This is a genomic window from Streptomyces sp. RKAG290 (genome assembly GCF_023701695.1).
Taxonomy (GTDB): Bacteria; Actinomycetota; Actinomycetes; order Streptomycetales; family Streptomycetaceae; genus Streptomyces.
Window position 1 is genome coordinate 7,108,751 of the sequence record NZ_JAJOZC010000001.1, and the last position, 14,706, is coordinate 7,123,456.

The window sequence follows — 14,706 nt, forward strand, 5'->3', positions numbered from 1 at the left end:
AAATTGCGGTCCCTTTGCGGTGCGACCGATCGGCGAGTTAACGCCTTAAATGTCAGTGCAGTTGCTGCGGTGCGGTGGAGTCCGCTTGCGTGGCATGTTCTGTCGGGACGGTGGACTCCCCGTCAATTCTCTGCAACTCTCTGACCGCAATACGCAAAAGTCCATCCTGTTGGTGCAGGAAACCATGCCCCGCAGGTACGCAGACAGAGCCGCGCCTTGGACGCGCCCTGCGCCGAGGCCGAAGATCGGGGACATATGAGACCGCAACGCTGGAGATGGCGGGTCCTTTCCGCCGCTGTCACCACCAGTCTGCTGATGATCGGCTGGCCGGCGCTCAACGCGTCGGCGGCCGGCGGCCCGAACATCGCCGCCGGTGACAAGGCCGCCGCGAGCAGCGCGGGCAGCGGCAAGGCCGCAGGCAACATCACCGACGGAGAACAGTCGACGTACTGGGAGGGCTCGGGCAAGGCCCTGCCCCAGTGGGTGCAGAGCGACCTGGGCAAGGCCACCCGTATCGACCAGGTCACCCTGAAACTCCCCGCGGGCTGGGCGAGCCGCCGTCAGACGCTCTCCCTCCAGGGCAGTGCCGACGGCACCAGCTTCTCGACGCTGAAGACCTCGGCCGCCTACACCTTCGCCCCGGGCAGCTCCAACAAGGTGACCATCTCCTTCCCGGCCACCCGGGCCCGGTTCGTGCGGGCGAACATCACCGCAAACACCGGCGCGAAGAACGGGCAGCTCGCCGAGCTGGAGGTCCGCGCGGCGGCGGTGTCCTCGGTCAACCTCGCCGCCGGCCGTACGCTCACGGCCAGCAGCTACACCCAGACGTACATCGCCGCCCAGGCCAACGACGGCAACGCGGCCAGCTACTGGGAGAGCCGCAACGGCGAGCTGCCCCAGTGGATCCAGGCCGACCTCGGCTCCTCGGTGCGGGTCGACCGCGTGGTGCTGCGGCTGCCGGACGGCTGGGAGACCCGCAGCCAGACGCTGAAGCTCCAGGGCAGCACCAACGGGTCCGACTTCACCGACCTGACGCAGTCCAAGGCGTACACCTTCAGCCCCACGGCCGGCGAGTCGGCGACGATCTCCTTCGACGCGACGACCACGCGCTATGTGCGCGTCCTGGTCAGCGCCAACTCCGTCCAGCCGGGCGCCCAGGTATCCGAGCTGGAGATCTACGGCCCGAGTCCGGTGACACCCAGGCGCCGACCGCGCCGACGCAACTGGCGTACACCGAACCCGCCACCGGGCAGATCAAGCTCACCTGGCAGGCGTCGACGGACAACACGGCCGTCACCGGATACGACATCTACGCCGACAACACGCTGCTGAGCAGCGTGGCGGGCAATGTCACCACGTTCACCGACACCCGTCCGGCCGGCTCCACCGTGTCGTACTTCGTCCGGGCCAAGGACGCGGCGGGCAACGCCTCGGGGAACAGCAACACCGTCACCCGTACCGGTAGCACGGGCGACACCCAGGCGCCGACCGCACCGGCCGGCCTCGGCTTCACCGAGGCCACCGCCGGGCAGGTCAAGCTGACGTGGCAGGCCTCGACGGACAACAAGGCCGTCACCGGGTACGACATCTACGCCAACAACGTGCTCCGCAAGAGCGTGGCGGGAGATGTCACCACCTACACCGACGGCCAGTCCACCGCCACCACCGTGTCGTACTTCGTCCGTGCCAAGGACGCGGCGGGCAACGTGTCGGGCGACAGCAACACCGTCACCCGCAACGGCAGCACGAGCGCGGCGTCCAACCTCGCGATCGGCAAGCCCATCACCGCCTCGTCCGTGGTCCACACGTTCGTCGCGGAGAACGCCAACGACAACAGCGTGACCACCTACTGGGAAGGCGCCGGGGGCAGTTACCCGAACACCCTGACCGTGAAGCTGGGCGCCAACGCCGACACGGAAAACATCGTCGTCAAGCTCAACCCGGACAGCAGCTGGGGGGCCAGGACCCAGAACATCCAGGTGCTCGGCCGGGAGCAGAGCGCCTCGTCCTTCACCAGCCTGGCCGCGGCCAAGGACTACGCGTTCAACCCCGGCAGCGGCAACTCGGTGACCATTCCGGTCAGCGGCCGGGTCGCCGACGTCCAGCTGAAGTTCAACTCCAACACCGGCTCGGGTGCGGGTCAGGTCGCGGAGTTCCAGGTGCTGGGTGCTCCGGCGCCCAACCCGAACCTCCAGGTCAGCTCGGTGACCGCGGCCCCCGCCGCGCCCGTCGAGTCGGACCCGGTCACCCTGACCGCCACGGTCCGCAACAGCGGTGCGGTCGCCGCGCCGGCGAGCAAGGTCGAGTTCCAGCTCGGCGGTTCCAAGGTCGCCACCGCGTCCGTGGGCGCGCTGGCCGCCGGTGCCTCCACCCAGGTCAGTGCCGCTATCGGAGCGCGTGACGCGGGCACCTACGCCCTGAGTGCGGTGGCCGACCCGGCGAACGAGGTGATCGAGCAGAACGAGACCGACAACACCTACACGAGCGCCTCCGGTCTGGTCGTGAAGCCGGTCGCCAGCTCCGACCTGGTCTCCACCGGGGTCAGCACCTCGCCGTCGGCCCCGTCCAACGGCCAGAGCGTCACCTTCTCCGTCGCCATCAAGAACCAGGGCTCCGTGGCGTCGGCCGCGGGTGGCCACGCCATCACGCTGACCCTGCTCGACTCCAAGGGCGCCACGGTGAAGACCCTCACGGGCACCTACACCGGGGCGATCGCCGCGGGCGCGACCAGCTCCCCGGTGAACCTGGGCAGCTGGACGGCGGCCAACGGCTCGTACACCGTGAAGACCGTGATCGCGGACGACACCAACGAGCTTCCGGTGAAGCGCGGGAACAACACGGCCAGCAGCTCGCTCTTCGTCGGGCGCGGCGCCAACATGCCGTACGACATGTACGAGGCGGAGGACGGTGTCACCGGCGGCGGTGCGCAGGTCGTCGGTCCGAACAGGACCGTCGGCGACGTCGCGGGCGAGGCGTCCGGCCGTAAGGCCGTCACGCTCAACAGCACCGGCAACTACGTCGAGTTCACCACCAGGGCGAGCACCAACACCCTGGTGACCCGGTTCTCCATACCGGACTCGGCGGGCGGCGGGGGCATCGACTCCAAGCTGAACCTCTACGTGGACGGCACCTTCCTCAAGGCGATCGACCTCACCTCGAAGTACGCCTGGCTGTACGGCGCCGAGACCGGTCCGGGCAACTCCCCGGGCGCGGGTTCGCCGCGGCACATCTACGACGAGGCGAACGTCCTGCTGGGCAAGACCGTCCCGGCGGGCAGCAAGATCCGGCTGCAGAAGGACGCCGCGAACACCAGCACGTACGCGATCGACTTCGTCAGCCTGGAGCAGGCGACGCAGATCGCCAACCCGGACCCGGCCGCCTACACCGTGCCCGCCGGCTTCACCCACCAGGACGTCCAGAACGCCCTGGACAAGGTCCGGATGGACACCACGGGCAAGCTGGTCGGCGTCTACCTGCCGGCCGGTGACTACCAGACCGCGAGCAAGTTCCAGGTCTACGGAAAGGCCGTGAAGGTCGTCGGCGCGGGTCCCTGGTTCACCAGGTTCTACGCACCGTCCGGCCAGGAGAACACCGACAACGGCTTCCGCGCCGAGGCCAGCGCCAAGGGCTCGTCGTTCGCGAACTTCGCGTACTTCGGGAACTACACCTCGCGCATCGACGGCCCCGGCAAGGTGTTCGACTTCTCCAACGTCTCGGACATCGTGATCGACAACGTCTGGAACGAGCACCAGGTGTGCCTCTACTGGGGCGCCAACACCGACAGCATCACCATCAAGAACTCCCGCATCCGCGACACGTTCGCCGACGGCATCAACATGACCAACGGCTCGACGGACAACCATGTCGTCAACAACGAGTCCCGGGCCACCGGCGACGACAGCTTCGCGCTGTTCTCGGCGATCGACTCCGGCGGCGCGGACATGAAGAACAACGTCTACGAGAACCTCACCTCCCTGCTGACCTGGCGGGCCGCGGGCGTGGCCGTCTACGGCGGGTACAGCAACACCTTCCGCAACGTCCTCATCGCGGACACCCTGGTCTACTCGGGCATCACGGTCAGCTCGCTGGACTTCGGCTATCCGATGAACGGGTTCGGGACCGAGCCGACGACGATCGAGAACGTCTCCGTGCTCCGCTCGGGGGCCATTTCTGGGGCACGCAGACCTTCCCCGGCATCTGGCTGTTCTCCGCCTCCAAGGTGTTCCAGGGCATCAGGATCAATCATGTGGACATCGTCGACCCGACGTACAGCGGCATCATGTTCCAGACCAACTACGTAGGAGGACAGCCGCAGTTCCCGATCAAGGACACGATCCTGACCGACATCTCGGTCTCCGGCGCCCGCAAGAGCGGGGACGCCTTCGATGCCAGGTCCGGCTTCGGACTGTGGGCCAACGAGATGCCGGAGGCCGGCCAGGGGCCCGCCGTCGGTGAGGTCACCTTCAACGGGCTGAAGCTCAGCGGCAACGCCCAGGACGTGAAGAACACGACCTCCACCATGAAGATCAACATCAATCCGTAGCAGTCACTGCGCCGACGGGCGCCGTCCGGCAGGCCGGACGGCGTTCCGTGGTGCGCAAATTCCTTGCGCACCGACGTGCACAGTTTGCAGGAACCGGGCTCCCGGCCGGTCACGAACCGTCCGGAACCGCCCCTGGCGTGCTGTCTCGGCCCCCATGGGGCCGGGCGGCACGCCTCTGTCATGCGCCGCACGGGGCGTGCGTCGCGCTGTCAAACTTTTACGAAAACTGCGCGAGATATTGCGTTCACATGTCGACGCTGGTTGAGTGTGCCTCGCCCCGGCAGAGAGCCGGCCGAGGGCCTTCCTGCTCATGCCCGAAGGGGACCATCGATGAGAAGTGCTGGGTTCCGCCGCACACGCCGTACAAGCCGTGCCTCCGCGGCCGCCCTCGTCACCGCACTCGCCCTGACCGCTCTCGCCTCCTGCGGCACGAGCAGCAGCAGCGACAACGGCGACAAGGACAGCGGATCCAAGGGTTCGTCCGACCCCTCGGCCCCGCTCGACCCGAAGACGAAGGTGACGATCTCGATCGACTGCATGCCGCCGGCGGCCAAGGCCGCGGAGCTGCGCGAGTGGAACGAGGACATCAAGACGTTCAACGAGAAGTACCCGAACGTCAAGATCAACGGAAAGTCCACCCCCGGGCAGTGCCTGGAGCCGCCCCGCTTCACGGCCATGCTGAAGGGTAAGTCGCAGCCCGACGTCTTCTACGCGTACTTCACCGACCTTCAGCAGGTGCTGGACAACGACGGGGCCGAGGACATCTCCGCCTACGTCAACGACAAGTCCGTGCCCGCGCTCAAGGACATCCAGCCCCAGGTCATCGATGTGGCCCGCAAGGACGGCAAGCTCTACGCCCTGCCGACCAGCAACTACACCATGGGCCTGATGATCAACCGGAAGCTGTTCACGCAGGCCGGGCTCGACCCGAACACCCCGCCCGCCAGCTGGGACGAGGTCCGCGCCGCGGCGAAGAAGATCGCGGCACTGGGCAAGGGCATCGCCGGCTTCGGCGAGTACAGCGCAGGCAACAACGGCGGCTGGCACTTCGCCGCCAGCCAGTACGGTCTGGGCGGGGACGTCGTCGACGCCTCCGGCAAGAAGGCGGCCTTCAACGACGCCAGCGGCAAGCAGGTCCTCCAGCAGCTGCACGACATGCGCTGGGAGGACGACAGCATGGGCAAGACCCAGCTGCTGAAGTGGGGCGATCTGCAGAAGCAGATATCGACCGACAAGCTCGGCATGTTCCTTGCCGCCCCCGACGACATCGCGTACATGGTGCAGCAGCTCGGCGCCAAGTACGAGACCTTCGGCCTGGGCCCGATCCCCGGCGCCAAGGGCACCCTCTTCGGCGGCAACAACTACATGATCAAGAAGGGCAGTTCGCCCGACCAGATCAAGGCCGCGATCGCCTGGCTGAACTTCAAGAACCTCAGCCCGGGCAAGGGACAGTTCGACTGGGCCCGCACCAAGGCCGACAAGCTGCCCGTCGGGCTGCCGCAGCCGAACTTCTTCCTGGGCGACAGCAAGGCCAAGGACGACGCGGCACGCACCACCAACGCCTCGATGCCCATCGAGAACTTCAAGGCCTTCATGGACAACCCCGTCAAGGGCAAGGCCGAGCCGCCGAAGGCCCAGGAGATCTACAAGATCCTCGACAACGCCATGTCGGGCGTCCTGACCAACAAGGACGCCGACATCGACAAGCTGCTCTCCACCGCCGAGCAGCAGGTCAACCAGGTCCTGGCGAACCAGTAACGGACGCGCGGGGCCGGGTCACGCGGACCCGGCCCCGCATCCGGACCCGTCCGACTGCGCTTCAGTTCACCGGCACCGAGGAGAAACCATGTCGGCCCCTACTCTGTCCCCCCGCAAGGCGACCAGGCCTCGCCACGGACAACCAGGCCCCGCCCGGCCGAGCTCCGCCCGCGAGGAGTTCCTGCGTGCCGCGCGCCGCAACATCTCAGCGCACGGCTTCCTGATCGGAGCGGTGCTCTGCTTCTCGTTCTTCTCCTGGTATCCCATGGTCCGGGAATTCATCCTGGCCTTCCAGAAGACCGAGAACGGCAAGACCACCTGGGCCGGCTGGTCCAACCTGTCCTACGTCGTCAACGACCCGGCGTTCTGGCAGGCCTGGCGCAACACGCTGCTGTTCACCGTGCTCGCGCTGCTGTTCGGCTTCGCCGTCCCGTTCGTCGTCGCCGTCGTGCTCAACGAGTTCCGGCACGGACAGGGATACCTGAGGCTGCTGGTCTACCTGCCGGTGATGCTGCCGCCGGTCGCCTCCGTACTGCTCTTCAAGTACTTCTACGACCCCGGCTACGGACTCTTCAACCGCATTCTGGAAATCTTCCATCTGCCCGCCCAGCAGTGGCTCCAGGACACCGACACCGCCATGCTCTCGGTCGTCATCGCGGCGACCTGGATGAACATGGGCGGCGCGACCCTGATCTACCTCGCCGCCCTCCAGGGAATCCCCGGGGAGCTGTACGAAGCGGCCGAACTGGACGGCGCCGGGCTGCTTCGCAAGGTCTGGCACGTCACCATCCCGCAGACCCGGCTCATCCTCTCGCTGCTCCTGCTGATGCAGATCATCGCCACGATGCAGGTGTTCACCGAGCCGTTCCTGCTCACCAACGGCGCCGGGCCCGAGGGCTCCACCACCACCGTCGTCTACCTCATCTACCAGTACGCCTTCAACTTCAACAACTACGGCAGCGCGGCGGCACTCGGCCTCGTCCTGCTCGTCGTCCTCGCGGGAGTCTCCGCGGTGTACGTACGACTGAGCCGCAGCAGCGAAGACTAGGACGGGAGCACGACCATGGCATCGAACACGCTTGTCTCCCGGCCCGGGAGCGATGTGCGCAAGACCGGCCGGCGCAGGGCCGCACGCCCCGCGGACATCGGCCGCCAGCGGACCCTGATCTCGCCGGCCCAGCTCGGCAGGAACCGCGGCAGGACCGTCTACTGGATCGTCTTCGCCCTGGTGATCATCCTGTTCACCGTGGCCTTCCTCGGGCCGCTGTACTGGATGGTCACCGGCGGACTCAAGACCACCCAGGAAGTCGTCCAGAGCCCGCCGACGGCCTTCCCCAGCTCGGTGCACACCGAGAACTACAGCCGGGCCTGGACCGTGATGGACCTGTCCAAGCTCCTCTTCAACACCCTGTACTACGCCTTCGGCGCGCTCGCCTTCCAGCTGGTCTTCGACGTGGCCGCCGCCTACTCGCTGTCCAAGCTGCGGCCGGTCTTCGGCAAGGTCATCCTCGGCATGATGCTGGCCACCCTCATGATCCCGGCCACCGTCCTGGTCGTGCCGCAGTACCTGACCGTGCTGGACGTGCCGATCTTCCAGCGCAACCTGCTGAACTCGCCGTGGGCGATCTGGCTGCCGTCCGTCACCAACGCCTTCAACATCTTCCTGCTGAAGCGGTTCTTCGACTCCATCCCGCGAGAGCTCCTGGACGCGGCCGCCATAGACGGCGCGTCCCCCCTGCGCACACTTCGCTCGGTGGTCCTGCCGATCTCCCGGCCGATCCTCGGTGTCGTCTCCATCTTCGCCGTGGTCGGGGTGTGGAAGGACTTCCTCTGGCCCATGCTCACCCTGCCCGACCCCAGCAAGCAGACCCTGAACGTGGGCATCTACTCGCTGTCCAACGGCGTACCGCAGAACGTCCTCATCGCCGCGCTCACCATCGCGTCCATCCCGACGCTGCTCATCTTCCTGATCTTCCAGCGCAACATCATGAGCGGTCTGACCGCGGGTGGCCTCAAAGGCTAGGGCCCGCCCGGAAGCCCCGACCGGTCCGGGGACCCCCGCACAGCCGCTCTCCCTCAGCACTCCGCCGCCGGCTCTCCCATCCTGCCCCGCTCGCCGGGCCGGCGGCGGAGTACCACCTGCCCGAAAGGAACGCCACGTGGCAGCCAACCGTCCGTCCGAGGCCACCGCGAACTGGTGGCGCGACGCCGCCATCTACCAGATCTATGTACGCAGCTTCGCCGATGGCGACGGTGACGGCACCGGCGACCTCGCGGGGGTGCGGGCCAGGCTGCCCTATCTCGTGGAACTGGGCGTGGACGCACTCTGGTTCACCCCCTGGTACCTCTCGCCGCTCGCCGACGGCGGCTACGACGTGGCCGACTACCGCACCATCGACCCCGCGTTCGGCACGCTGGCCGAGGCGGAGAAGCTGATCGCCGAGGCCCACGAACTCGGCATCCGCACCATCATCGACATCGTGCCCAACCACGTCTCCGACCAGCACGCCTGGTTCCGGGCCGCCCTCGAAGCCGGCTCCGGCAGCCCCGAACGCGACCTGTTCCACTTCCGCAAGGGGCGCGGCGCCGACGGGGAGATCCCGCCCAACGACTGGGTCTCCGAATTCGGCGGCACGCCCTGGACCCGGCTGGACGACGGCGAGTGGTACCTCCACCTCTTCGCCACCCAGCAGCCCGACCTCAACTGGGCGCACCCGGCGGTCCGCCAGGAGCACGAGGAGGTGCTGCGCTTCTGGTTCGAGCGCGGCGTCTCCGGCGTACGGATCGACTCCGCCGCACTCCTCGCCAAGGACCCCGCGCTGCCCGACTTCGTCGTGGGCAGCGACCCGCACCCCTTCGTCGACCGCGACGAACTGCACGACATCTACCGCTCCTGGCGTGCCATCGCCGACGAGTACGACGGTGTCTTCGTCGGCGAGGTCTGGCTTCCGGACACCGAGCGCTTCGCCCGCTACCTGCGCCCCGACGAACTGCACACCGCCTTCAACTTCAACTTCCTCGCCTGCCCCTGGGACGCCGCACTGCTGCGGACCGCCATCGACGACACACTCGCCGAGCACGCCTCGGTCGGCGCCCCCGCCACCTGGGTGCTGTGCAACCACGACGTCACCCGTACCGTCACCCGCTACGGCCGCAGCGAGACCGGCTTCGACTTCGCCGCCAAGACCTTCGGCACACCCACGGACCTGGCCCTGGGCACCCGGCGCGCCCGAGCCGCCGCCCTGCTCTCGCTGGCCCTGCCCGGCGCGGCCTACCTCTACCAGGGCGAGGAGCTCGGCCTGCCGGAAGCGGACATCCCGCTGGACCGGATCCAGGACCCGATGCACTTCCGCAAGGGGGGCGCCGACCCCGGTCGCGACGGCTGCCGGGTACCGCTGCCCTGGTCGGCGCAGGGACCGTACGCCGGCTTCGGTGCCACCGCCGAACCATGGCTCCCGCAGCCCGCCGGCTGGGCCGGCTACGCCGCCGACCTGCAGAGCGGCGATCCGGACTCGATGCTCACCCTGTACCGCGAGGCGCTGCGGCTGCGCCGCGCCGAACCGGGATTCGGGACCGCGGGGGAGCCCGGGATACGACGGCTGACCTGGCTGGACGCGGCGCCCGGCGTGCTGGCCTTCACCCGGACCGACGGGCTCGTCTGCGTCGTCAACCTGGGCGCCGAGGCGGCCGAGCTGCCCGGCCACTCGGCGATCCTGCTGGCCAGCGGCCCGCTCGACGAGGCGCGCCGACTGCCCAGGGACACCGCGGTCTGGCTGCGGGCCTGACCGGAGGGACCGACGACGCACCTGCCGACGGGCCCGGCCGGGTATTTCGCCCGACCGGGTCCGTCGGCAGGATCGCGGGGGAACGAGGGCTGCGGCACAGTAGGGCATATGGACGTCCCGAATGATCTGAATGCCCTCGCCGACGAGCACCTGGCCGCGGCCCGCACCTCCCCGCACGGCCGCAGCGCGCACCTCCTGCTCCACGAGGAGCCGCTGCGGCAGACCGTCATCGCGCTGACCTCGGGTTCCGCGCTCGACGAGCACAACGCCCCGCCCGCCGCGTCCCTCCAGGTGCTGCGCGGCACGGTCCGGCTCACGGCCGCGTCCGGTGACGTGGAACTGGTACCCGGACGGCTGCACCCGATCCCGCAGGAACGGCACGGGCTGCTTGCCCTGGAGGACGCCGTGGTGCTGCTGACCGCGGTCAACGGCTGACGGCCCCGTTCACTCCCCGGGCAGCGACCGGCGGCGACGCCGCAGGAAATCCTGCTCGGCCGTGTTCGCCGTGCGGTCGACGGCCGCGTCGTAGGCGGCCGCGGCCTCCCGGGTGCGGTCCAGCCTGCGCAGCAGGTCGGCCCGTACGGCATGGAACACGTGGTAGCCGTCGAGCCCGAGCCCGTCGACGAGCGCGAGCGCTGCTCGGGGACCGGCCACCTCCGCCACGGCCACCGCACGGTTCAGCGCCACCACCGGCGTCGGGCCGACGGCGAGCAACTGGTCGTAGAGCCGCAGGATCTGGCCCCAGTCGGTTTCCGCCGCGGTCGCCGCGTCGCTGTGCACGGCGTTGATCGCCGCCTGGATCTGGTACGGGCCCGGCCGGCCCCGCCGCAGGCACTGCCGTACGAGCGACTGCCCCTCGGCGATCAGCGCTCCGTCCCACAGTTCGCGCCGCTGCTCGCCCAGCGGCACCAGCTCGCCGTCCGGCCCCGAGCGCGCGGGACGCCGCGACTCGGTGAGCAGCATGAGCGCCAGGAGTCCCACCGCCTCCGGTTCGTCGGGCATCAGCGCGGCCAGCAGCCGGCCGAGTCGGACGGCCTCCGCGCAGAGGTCCTCCCGCACCAGCCGGTCGCCCGAACTCGCCGTGTACCCCTCGTTGAAGATGAGGTAGACGACGGCGAGGACCGCGCGCACCCGCTCGGGCAGGTCGGCGTCGGCGGGCACCCGGTAGGGGATGCGGGCGTCACGGATCTTGGCCTTCGCCCGCACCAGCCGCTGCGCCATGGTCGCCTCGGGCACCAGGAACGCGTGTGCCAGCTCAGCGGTGGTCAGACCGCCGAGCAGTCGCAGTGTCAGCGCGATCTGCGCGGGCGTGGACAGGGCGGGGTGGCAGCAGGTGAAGATCAGGCGGAGCCGGTCGTCCTGCACGGGGCCCTCCTCGGCCGGTCCGTCCCCGGCATGCAGCAGTGCGGCCTGGGCGTGCCGGTCGGCGCGGGAGGCCTCGCGGCGCAGCCGGTCGATGGCCCGGTTGCGCGCGGTGGTGATGATCCAGCCGGCCGGAGCGGGCGGCAGCCCGGTCGCCGGCCACCGGTCGAGCGCCGTGGTGAACGCCTCCTGGACCGCCTCCTCGGCGATGCCGATGTCACCGAAGGCGCCGACGAGCACGGCCACGCACCGGCCGTACTCCGCGCGGAAGAGCCGCTCGATCTCCGGGGCCGGCACGGTCGGCTCGTCCGGTCCGCCGGTCGGGGCGGACCGGCCGGGTGAGCCTGCCATCAGCCCTCCACTTCACCCTCGAACGGCCTGACCTCGATGGGGAGTCCGATGGCGAGCGCCGCCTTGCGGCCCCAGTCGAGTCCGGCGTCCAGGTCGGGCGCCTTGATGATGCTGAGCCCGCCGAGGTACTCCTTCCCCTCGATGTACGGGCCGTCGGTGAGCACCGTGTCCCCGTCCTTCGCCCTCACGACCGTGGCCGTGGCCGGTGAGCTGAGGCCACCGTCGAAGACCCAGGCCCCGGCCTCCTGGAGCTCCCGGTGGAAGCCCTCCACGTTCCGCATGATCTGTGCCATCTCCGCCGGGGCGGGCGGCGTGCCGTCGGTCGGTGTGACGACGCTGAGCAGGTAGTGCTTCATGGTGTGCCTCCTGGGGGCGACGCCGGCGTCGTGCCGGTCTCTCACCCTCTATACGAACGGCTGCCGCCCGGATCGACACGGAACACGGCCGTGTTCGACGAAACTTTTCCGGGCTCTTGTGGGAGCGCTCTCAGGCTCGACAGGATGAGGCGGTGACCCTGCTTCCCGGCCCTCGGGCCTACCACCCGGACGACCACGCCGCCCTCGCGGACATCTGTGTCCGCACGGCCGACAACGGTGGCGACTCCCGGCACCTGTACCCGGATCACGAGCTGATGCCGTCGATCTTCGCCGCGCCCTATGCCGCTCTCGAACCCGATCTCGCCTTCGTCATCGACGACGGCACGGGGCGGGCGGTCGGATACATCCTGGGGACGGCGGACACACCGCTCTTCGTCACGGAGTTCCGCAAGCGGTGGCTGCCCCAGGTCGAGGACCGCTACCCGCGGCCGGCCGGCCCGCCGCGCGGCCCGAGTGACGAGATGATCGCGCTCCTGCACAACCCGGAGCGCATGGTCCTGCCCGAACTGGCGCGACACCCGGCCCACTTGCACATCGACCTGCTGCCCGACTGGCAGCGCAAGGGGTACGGAAGAGTGCTGATGCGCACCTTCCTGGCCGCCCTGCGCGCCAAGGGCGTCGAGGCCGTGCACCTGTCCATGCTCACCGCCAACACACCCGCGAGAGCTTTCTACGACCGGCTCGGCTTCACCGGGATCCCGGTCCCGGACCCCGGGCCCGTCACCTACCTGGGGCGCGGCACCGAGCCGGATCTCTAGGGCCTCTCGTTTGGATCAGGCCGGATCCAGACGAAAGACCCTGGAACGCCGCGAGCGCCACGGGTGCCGCCGCGGTTCGCTGGGCAGGTACAGGTGTACGACCCGGAACAGCGCGAAGCGGCCCGTGGCGAGAGGCGTGTGACGTGAGGGAGCAGACGGTGTGGCAGTTCACCGACGATCGTGGTCAGTTGTCGTCCGCCGAGCGGCGCCCGAGGCGGGTGCTCGCGTATGTCCAGGCCGGCGCGACCCTGTGGGACCACGGGATACGGCCGAGCGCGATATTCGGCTCCGGCCATGACGACCCTGCCGTGCCCGACACCGCGAAGACCGGATCGCTGCCGCTGACCGAGGTGGCCTACGCCGGTGCCGGCGCCACCCTGGACGTGGAGACCCTGCTGGGCGACGAGCCCGACCTCGTGGTGGCCGTCAGCTACGGCGGCGGCCAGGTCTACGGCCTCGCCCCGGAGACGGCCAAGCATCTGGAGGAGCACGTCCCGGTCGTCGTCATCGACGTCGGCCAGTCGCGCACCCTCGCGGAGATCGGTGACCGGTTCGCCGGGCTGGCCCGTTCGCTGGGCGCCGGGGAACCCGTGGCGGCCGCGCGGGAACTGAACTCCGCCCAGGACCGGTTGCGCGCGCTCACCGGCGGACCGGACCCGGTCAGGGTCCTCGCGCTGTCGCCGGCGGGCCAGGACCAGGCGCACCTGGCCCGTCCCCGCATGTGGCCCGAGCTGCGCGTGCTGGCGGAGCTCGGCGTCGGCCTGGTGGAGCCGGCGCAGGGCCCCGGTGCGAACTGGTCCACGGTCGGCTGGGCGCAGGCCGGTGCGCTGCGCCCCGCCGTCGTGCTCGCCGACATCCGGGCCAACGCCACGCCCCTGGACGCGCTCCGGACCAATGAGGAGTGGGCGGCCATCGCCCGTACCGCCCGGGTGGTGGCCTGGAATCCGGAGCCGGTGTGCAGCGCGCGGGCCCGTGCGCGGTTCCTGGCGCTGGTCGCGGACGCGCTGGAGGCGTAGGACGGGGCCCGCCGGATCCGGTGCGATGTCCGATCCCGGGCCCCGGCCGGGCCGCCGGTCAGCCCATGCTCTTGGCTCCGTCGATGGACTCCCGGATGATGTCGGCGTGGCCGGCGTGCTGAGCGGTCTCGGTGAGGATGTGCATCAGCACCCGGCGGGCCGACCACTGGGTGTCGGCTTCGAACCAGGGAGCCTTCGGCAGCGGCTGGGCGGCGTCCAGGTCGGGCAGCGTGGCGACCAGTTCGTCGGTGCGGCGGGCCGCCTCGGCGTAGCCGGCCAGCACGCCTTCCAAGGTCTCACCGGGCAGCATCCGGAACTCCTCGGTCCGCCGGGTCCAGTCGGCTTCGGTCATGGCGGTGAAGTCGGCCATCGCCGAAGGGCCGTTCAGGATGAAGGACGCCCAGCTCCGTTCGGCCGAGGCGACGTGCTTGATGAGCCCGCCCAGACACAGCTCGCCGGCGGTGGGCTGCAGCCCGGCCTGCTCGTCGGTGAGGTCGCGGGTGGTGAATCGCAGGAAGTGCCGCTGCTTGGCGAGCATCTCCAGCAGGTCGGCGCGCTCACCGGTGACGGCCGGGACATCGGTCACGTCGTGGGGTGCCAGCTCATTGACGGTCATGATTGATCTCTGCCTTCTCTCGTTCCTGTTCCGCCGGTCAAGGAACACGCTAGAAGTCATATAGGACAGTTCCTGACCTGCATGATGGGTGGGCCGGCGTGGTCCGGACGAGAGGCCCAAGTCATCGCACTCCAGGAGAC

10 protein-coding genes and 1 pseudogene are annotated in these 14,706 nt (G+C 69.3%); 8 read left to right on the forward strand and 3 right to left on the reverse strand.

Annotated elements, in window-relative coordinates; genetic code table 11:
* The first annotated feature begins 255 nt into the window (after positions 1-255).
* The 6 genes and pseudogenes from LNW71_RS31435 to LNW71_RS31460 all read left to right on the forward strand — a co-directional run bounded on the left by LNW71_RS31435 (position 256) and on the right by LNW71_RS31460 (position 10,521).
* Positions 256-4,543, forward strand: a pseudogene (locus tag LNW71_RS31435) (discoidin domain-containing protein).
* A gap of 330 nt (positions 4,544-4,873) precedes the next feature.
* Positions 4,874-6,301, forward strand: coding sequence for an extracellular solute-binding protein (locus tag LNW71_RS31440; RefSeq protein ID WP_250971279.1), 1,428 nt, complete (start codon positions 4,874-4,876; stop codon positions 6,299-6,301).
* A gap of 88 nt (positions 6,302-6,389) precedes the next feature.
* Positions 6,390-7,349: a carbohydrate ABC transporter permease gene (locus LNW71_RS31445; RefSeq protein ID WP_250971280.1), complete on the forward strand. Its 960-nt coding sequence runs from the start codon at positions 6,390-6,392 to the stop codon at positions 7,347-7,349.
* A 15-nt stretch (positions 7,350-7,364) separates the two neighbouring features.
* A complete protein-coding gene (locus LNW71_RS31450) occupies positions 7,365-8,324 on the forward strand; it encodes a carbohydrate ABC transporter permease (protein WP_250971281.1) in 960 nt (319 codons plus the stop codon).
* Between the two features lie 136 nt (positions 8,325-8,460).
* Complete coding sequence (locus LNW71_RS31455) at positions 8,461-10,086, forward strand: glycoside hydrolase family 13 protein (protein WP_250971282.1); 1,626 nt, start codon at positions 8,461-8,463, stop codon at positions 10,084-10,086.
* Between the two features lie 108 nt (positions 10,087-10,194).
* On the forward strand, positions 10,195-10,521 hold the full coding sequence (locus LNW71_RS31460) for a cupin (RefSeq protein WP_250971283.1): 327 nt from the start codon (positions 10,195-10,197) through the stop codon (positions 10,519-10,521).
* 9 nt (positions 10,522-10,530) lie between these two features.
* Here the strand turns inward: LNW71_RS31460 and LNW71_RS31465 are convergent, their stop codons facing one another.
* On the reverse strand, positions 10,531-11,799 hold the full coding sequence (locus tag LNW71_RS31465) for an RNA polymerase sigma factor (RefSeq protein ID WP_250971284.1): 1,269 nt from the start codon (positions 11,797-11,799) through the stop codon (positions 10,531-10,533).
* Positions 11,799-12,155: a YciI family protein gene (locus tag LNW71_RS31470; protein ID WP_250971285.1), complete on the reverse strand. Its 357-nt coding sequence runs from the start codon at positions 12,153-12,155 to the stop codon at positions 11,799-11,801. Before LNW71_RS31470 ends, LNW71_RS31465 begins: the two co-directional genes overlap by 1 nt.
* Before the next feature lie 152 nt (positions 12,156-12,307).
* Between LNW71_RS31470 and LNW71_RS31475 the strand changes: the two genes are divergently transcribed.
* Together LNW71_RS31475 and LNW71_RS31480 are read left to right on the forward strand one after the other, a co-directional pair.
* Positions 12,308-12,934, forward strand: coding sequence for a GNAT family N-acetyltransferase (locus tag LNW71_RS31475; RefSeq protein ID WP_250971286.1), 627 nt, complete (start codon positions 12,308-12,310; stop codon positions 12,932-12,934).
* 143 nt (positions 12,935-13,077) lie between these two features.
* On the forward strand, positions 13,078-13,950 hold the full coding sequence (locus LNW71_RS31480) for an ABC transporter substrate-binding protein (protein ID WP_250971287.1): 873 nt from the start codon (positions 13,078-13,080) through the stop codon (positions 13,948-13,950).
* 58 nt (positions 13,951-14,008) lie between these two features.
* On the opposite strand, the gene LNW71_RS31485 is transcribed toward LNW71_RS31480, so the two are convergent.
* Positions 14,009-14,566, reverse strand: coding sequence for a DinB family protein (locus LNW71_RS31485; protein WP_250971288.1), 558 nt, complete (start codon positions 14,564-14,566; stop codon positions 14,009-14,011).
* Between the last annotated feature and the right edge of the window lie 140 nt (positions 14,567-14,706).

Coding starts and splice junctions, on each gene's coding strand:
- LNW71_RS31470 (WP_250971285.1), bottom strand. CDS start 12,155: ATGAAGCACTACCTGCTCAGCGTCGTCACACCGACCGACGGCACGCCG.
- LNW71_RS31450 (WP_250971281.1), top strand. CDS start 7,365: ATGGCATCGAACACGCTTGTCTCCCGGCCCGGGAGCGATGTGCGCAAG.
- LNW71_RS31485 (WP_250971288.1), bottom strand. CDS start 14,566: ATGACCGTCAATGAGCTGGCACCCCACGACGTGACCGATGTCCCGGCC.
- LNW71_RS31445 (WP_250971280.1), top strand. CDS start 6,390: ATGTCGGCCCCTACTCTGTCCCCCCGCAAGGCGACCAGGCCTCGCCAC.
- LNW71_RS31440 (WP_250971279.1), top strand. CDS start 4,874: ATGAGAAGTGCTGGGTTCCGCCGCACACGCCGTACAAGCCGTGCCTCC.
- LNW71_RS31465 (WP_250971284.1), bottom strand. CDS start 11,799: ATGGCAGGCTCACCCGGCCGGTCCGCCCCGACCGGCGGACCGGACGAG.
- LNW71_RS31460 (WP_250971283.1), top strand. CDS start 10,195: ATGGACGTCCCGAATGATCTGAATGCCCTCGCCGACGAGCACCTGGCC.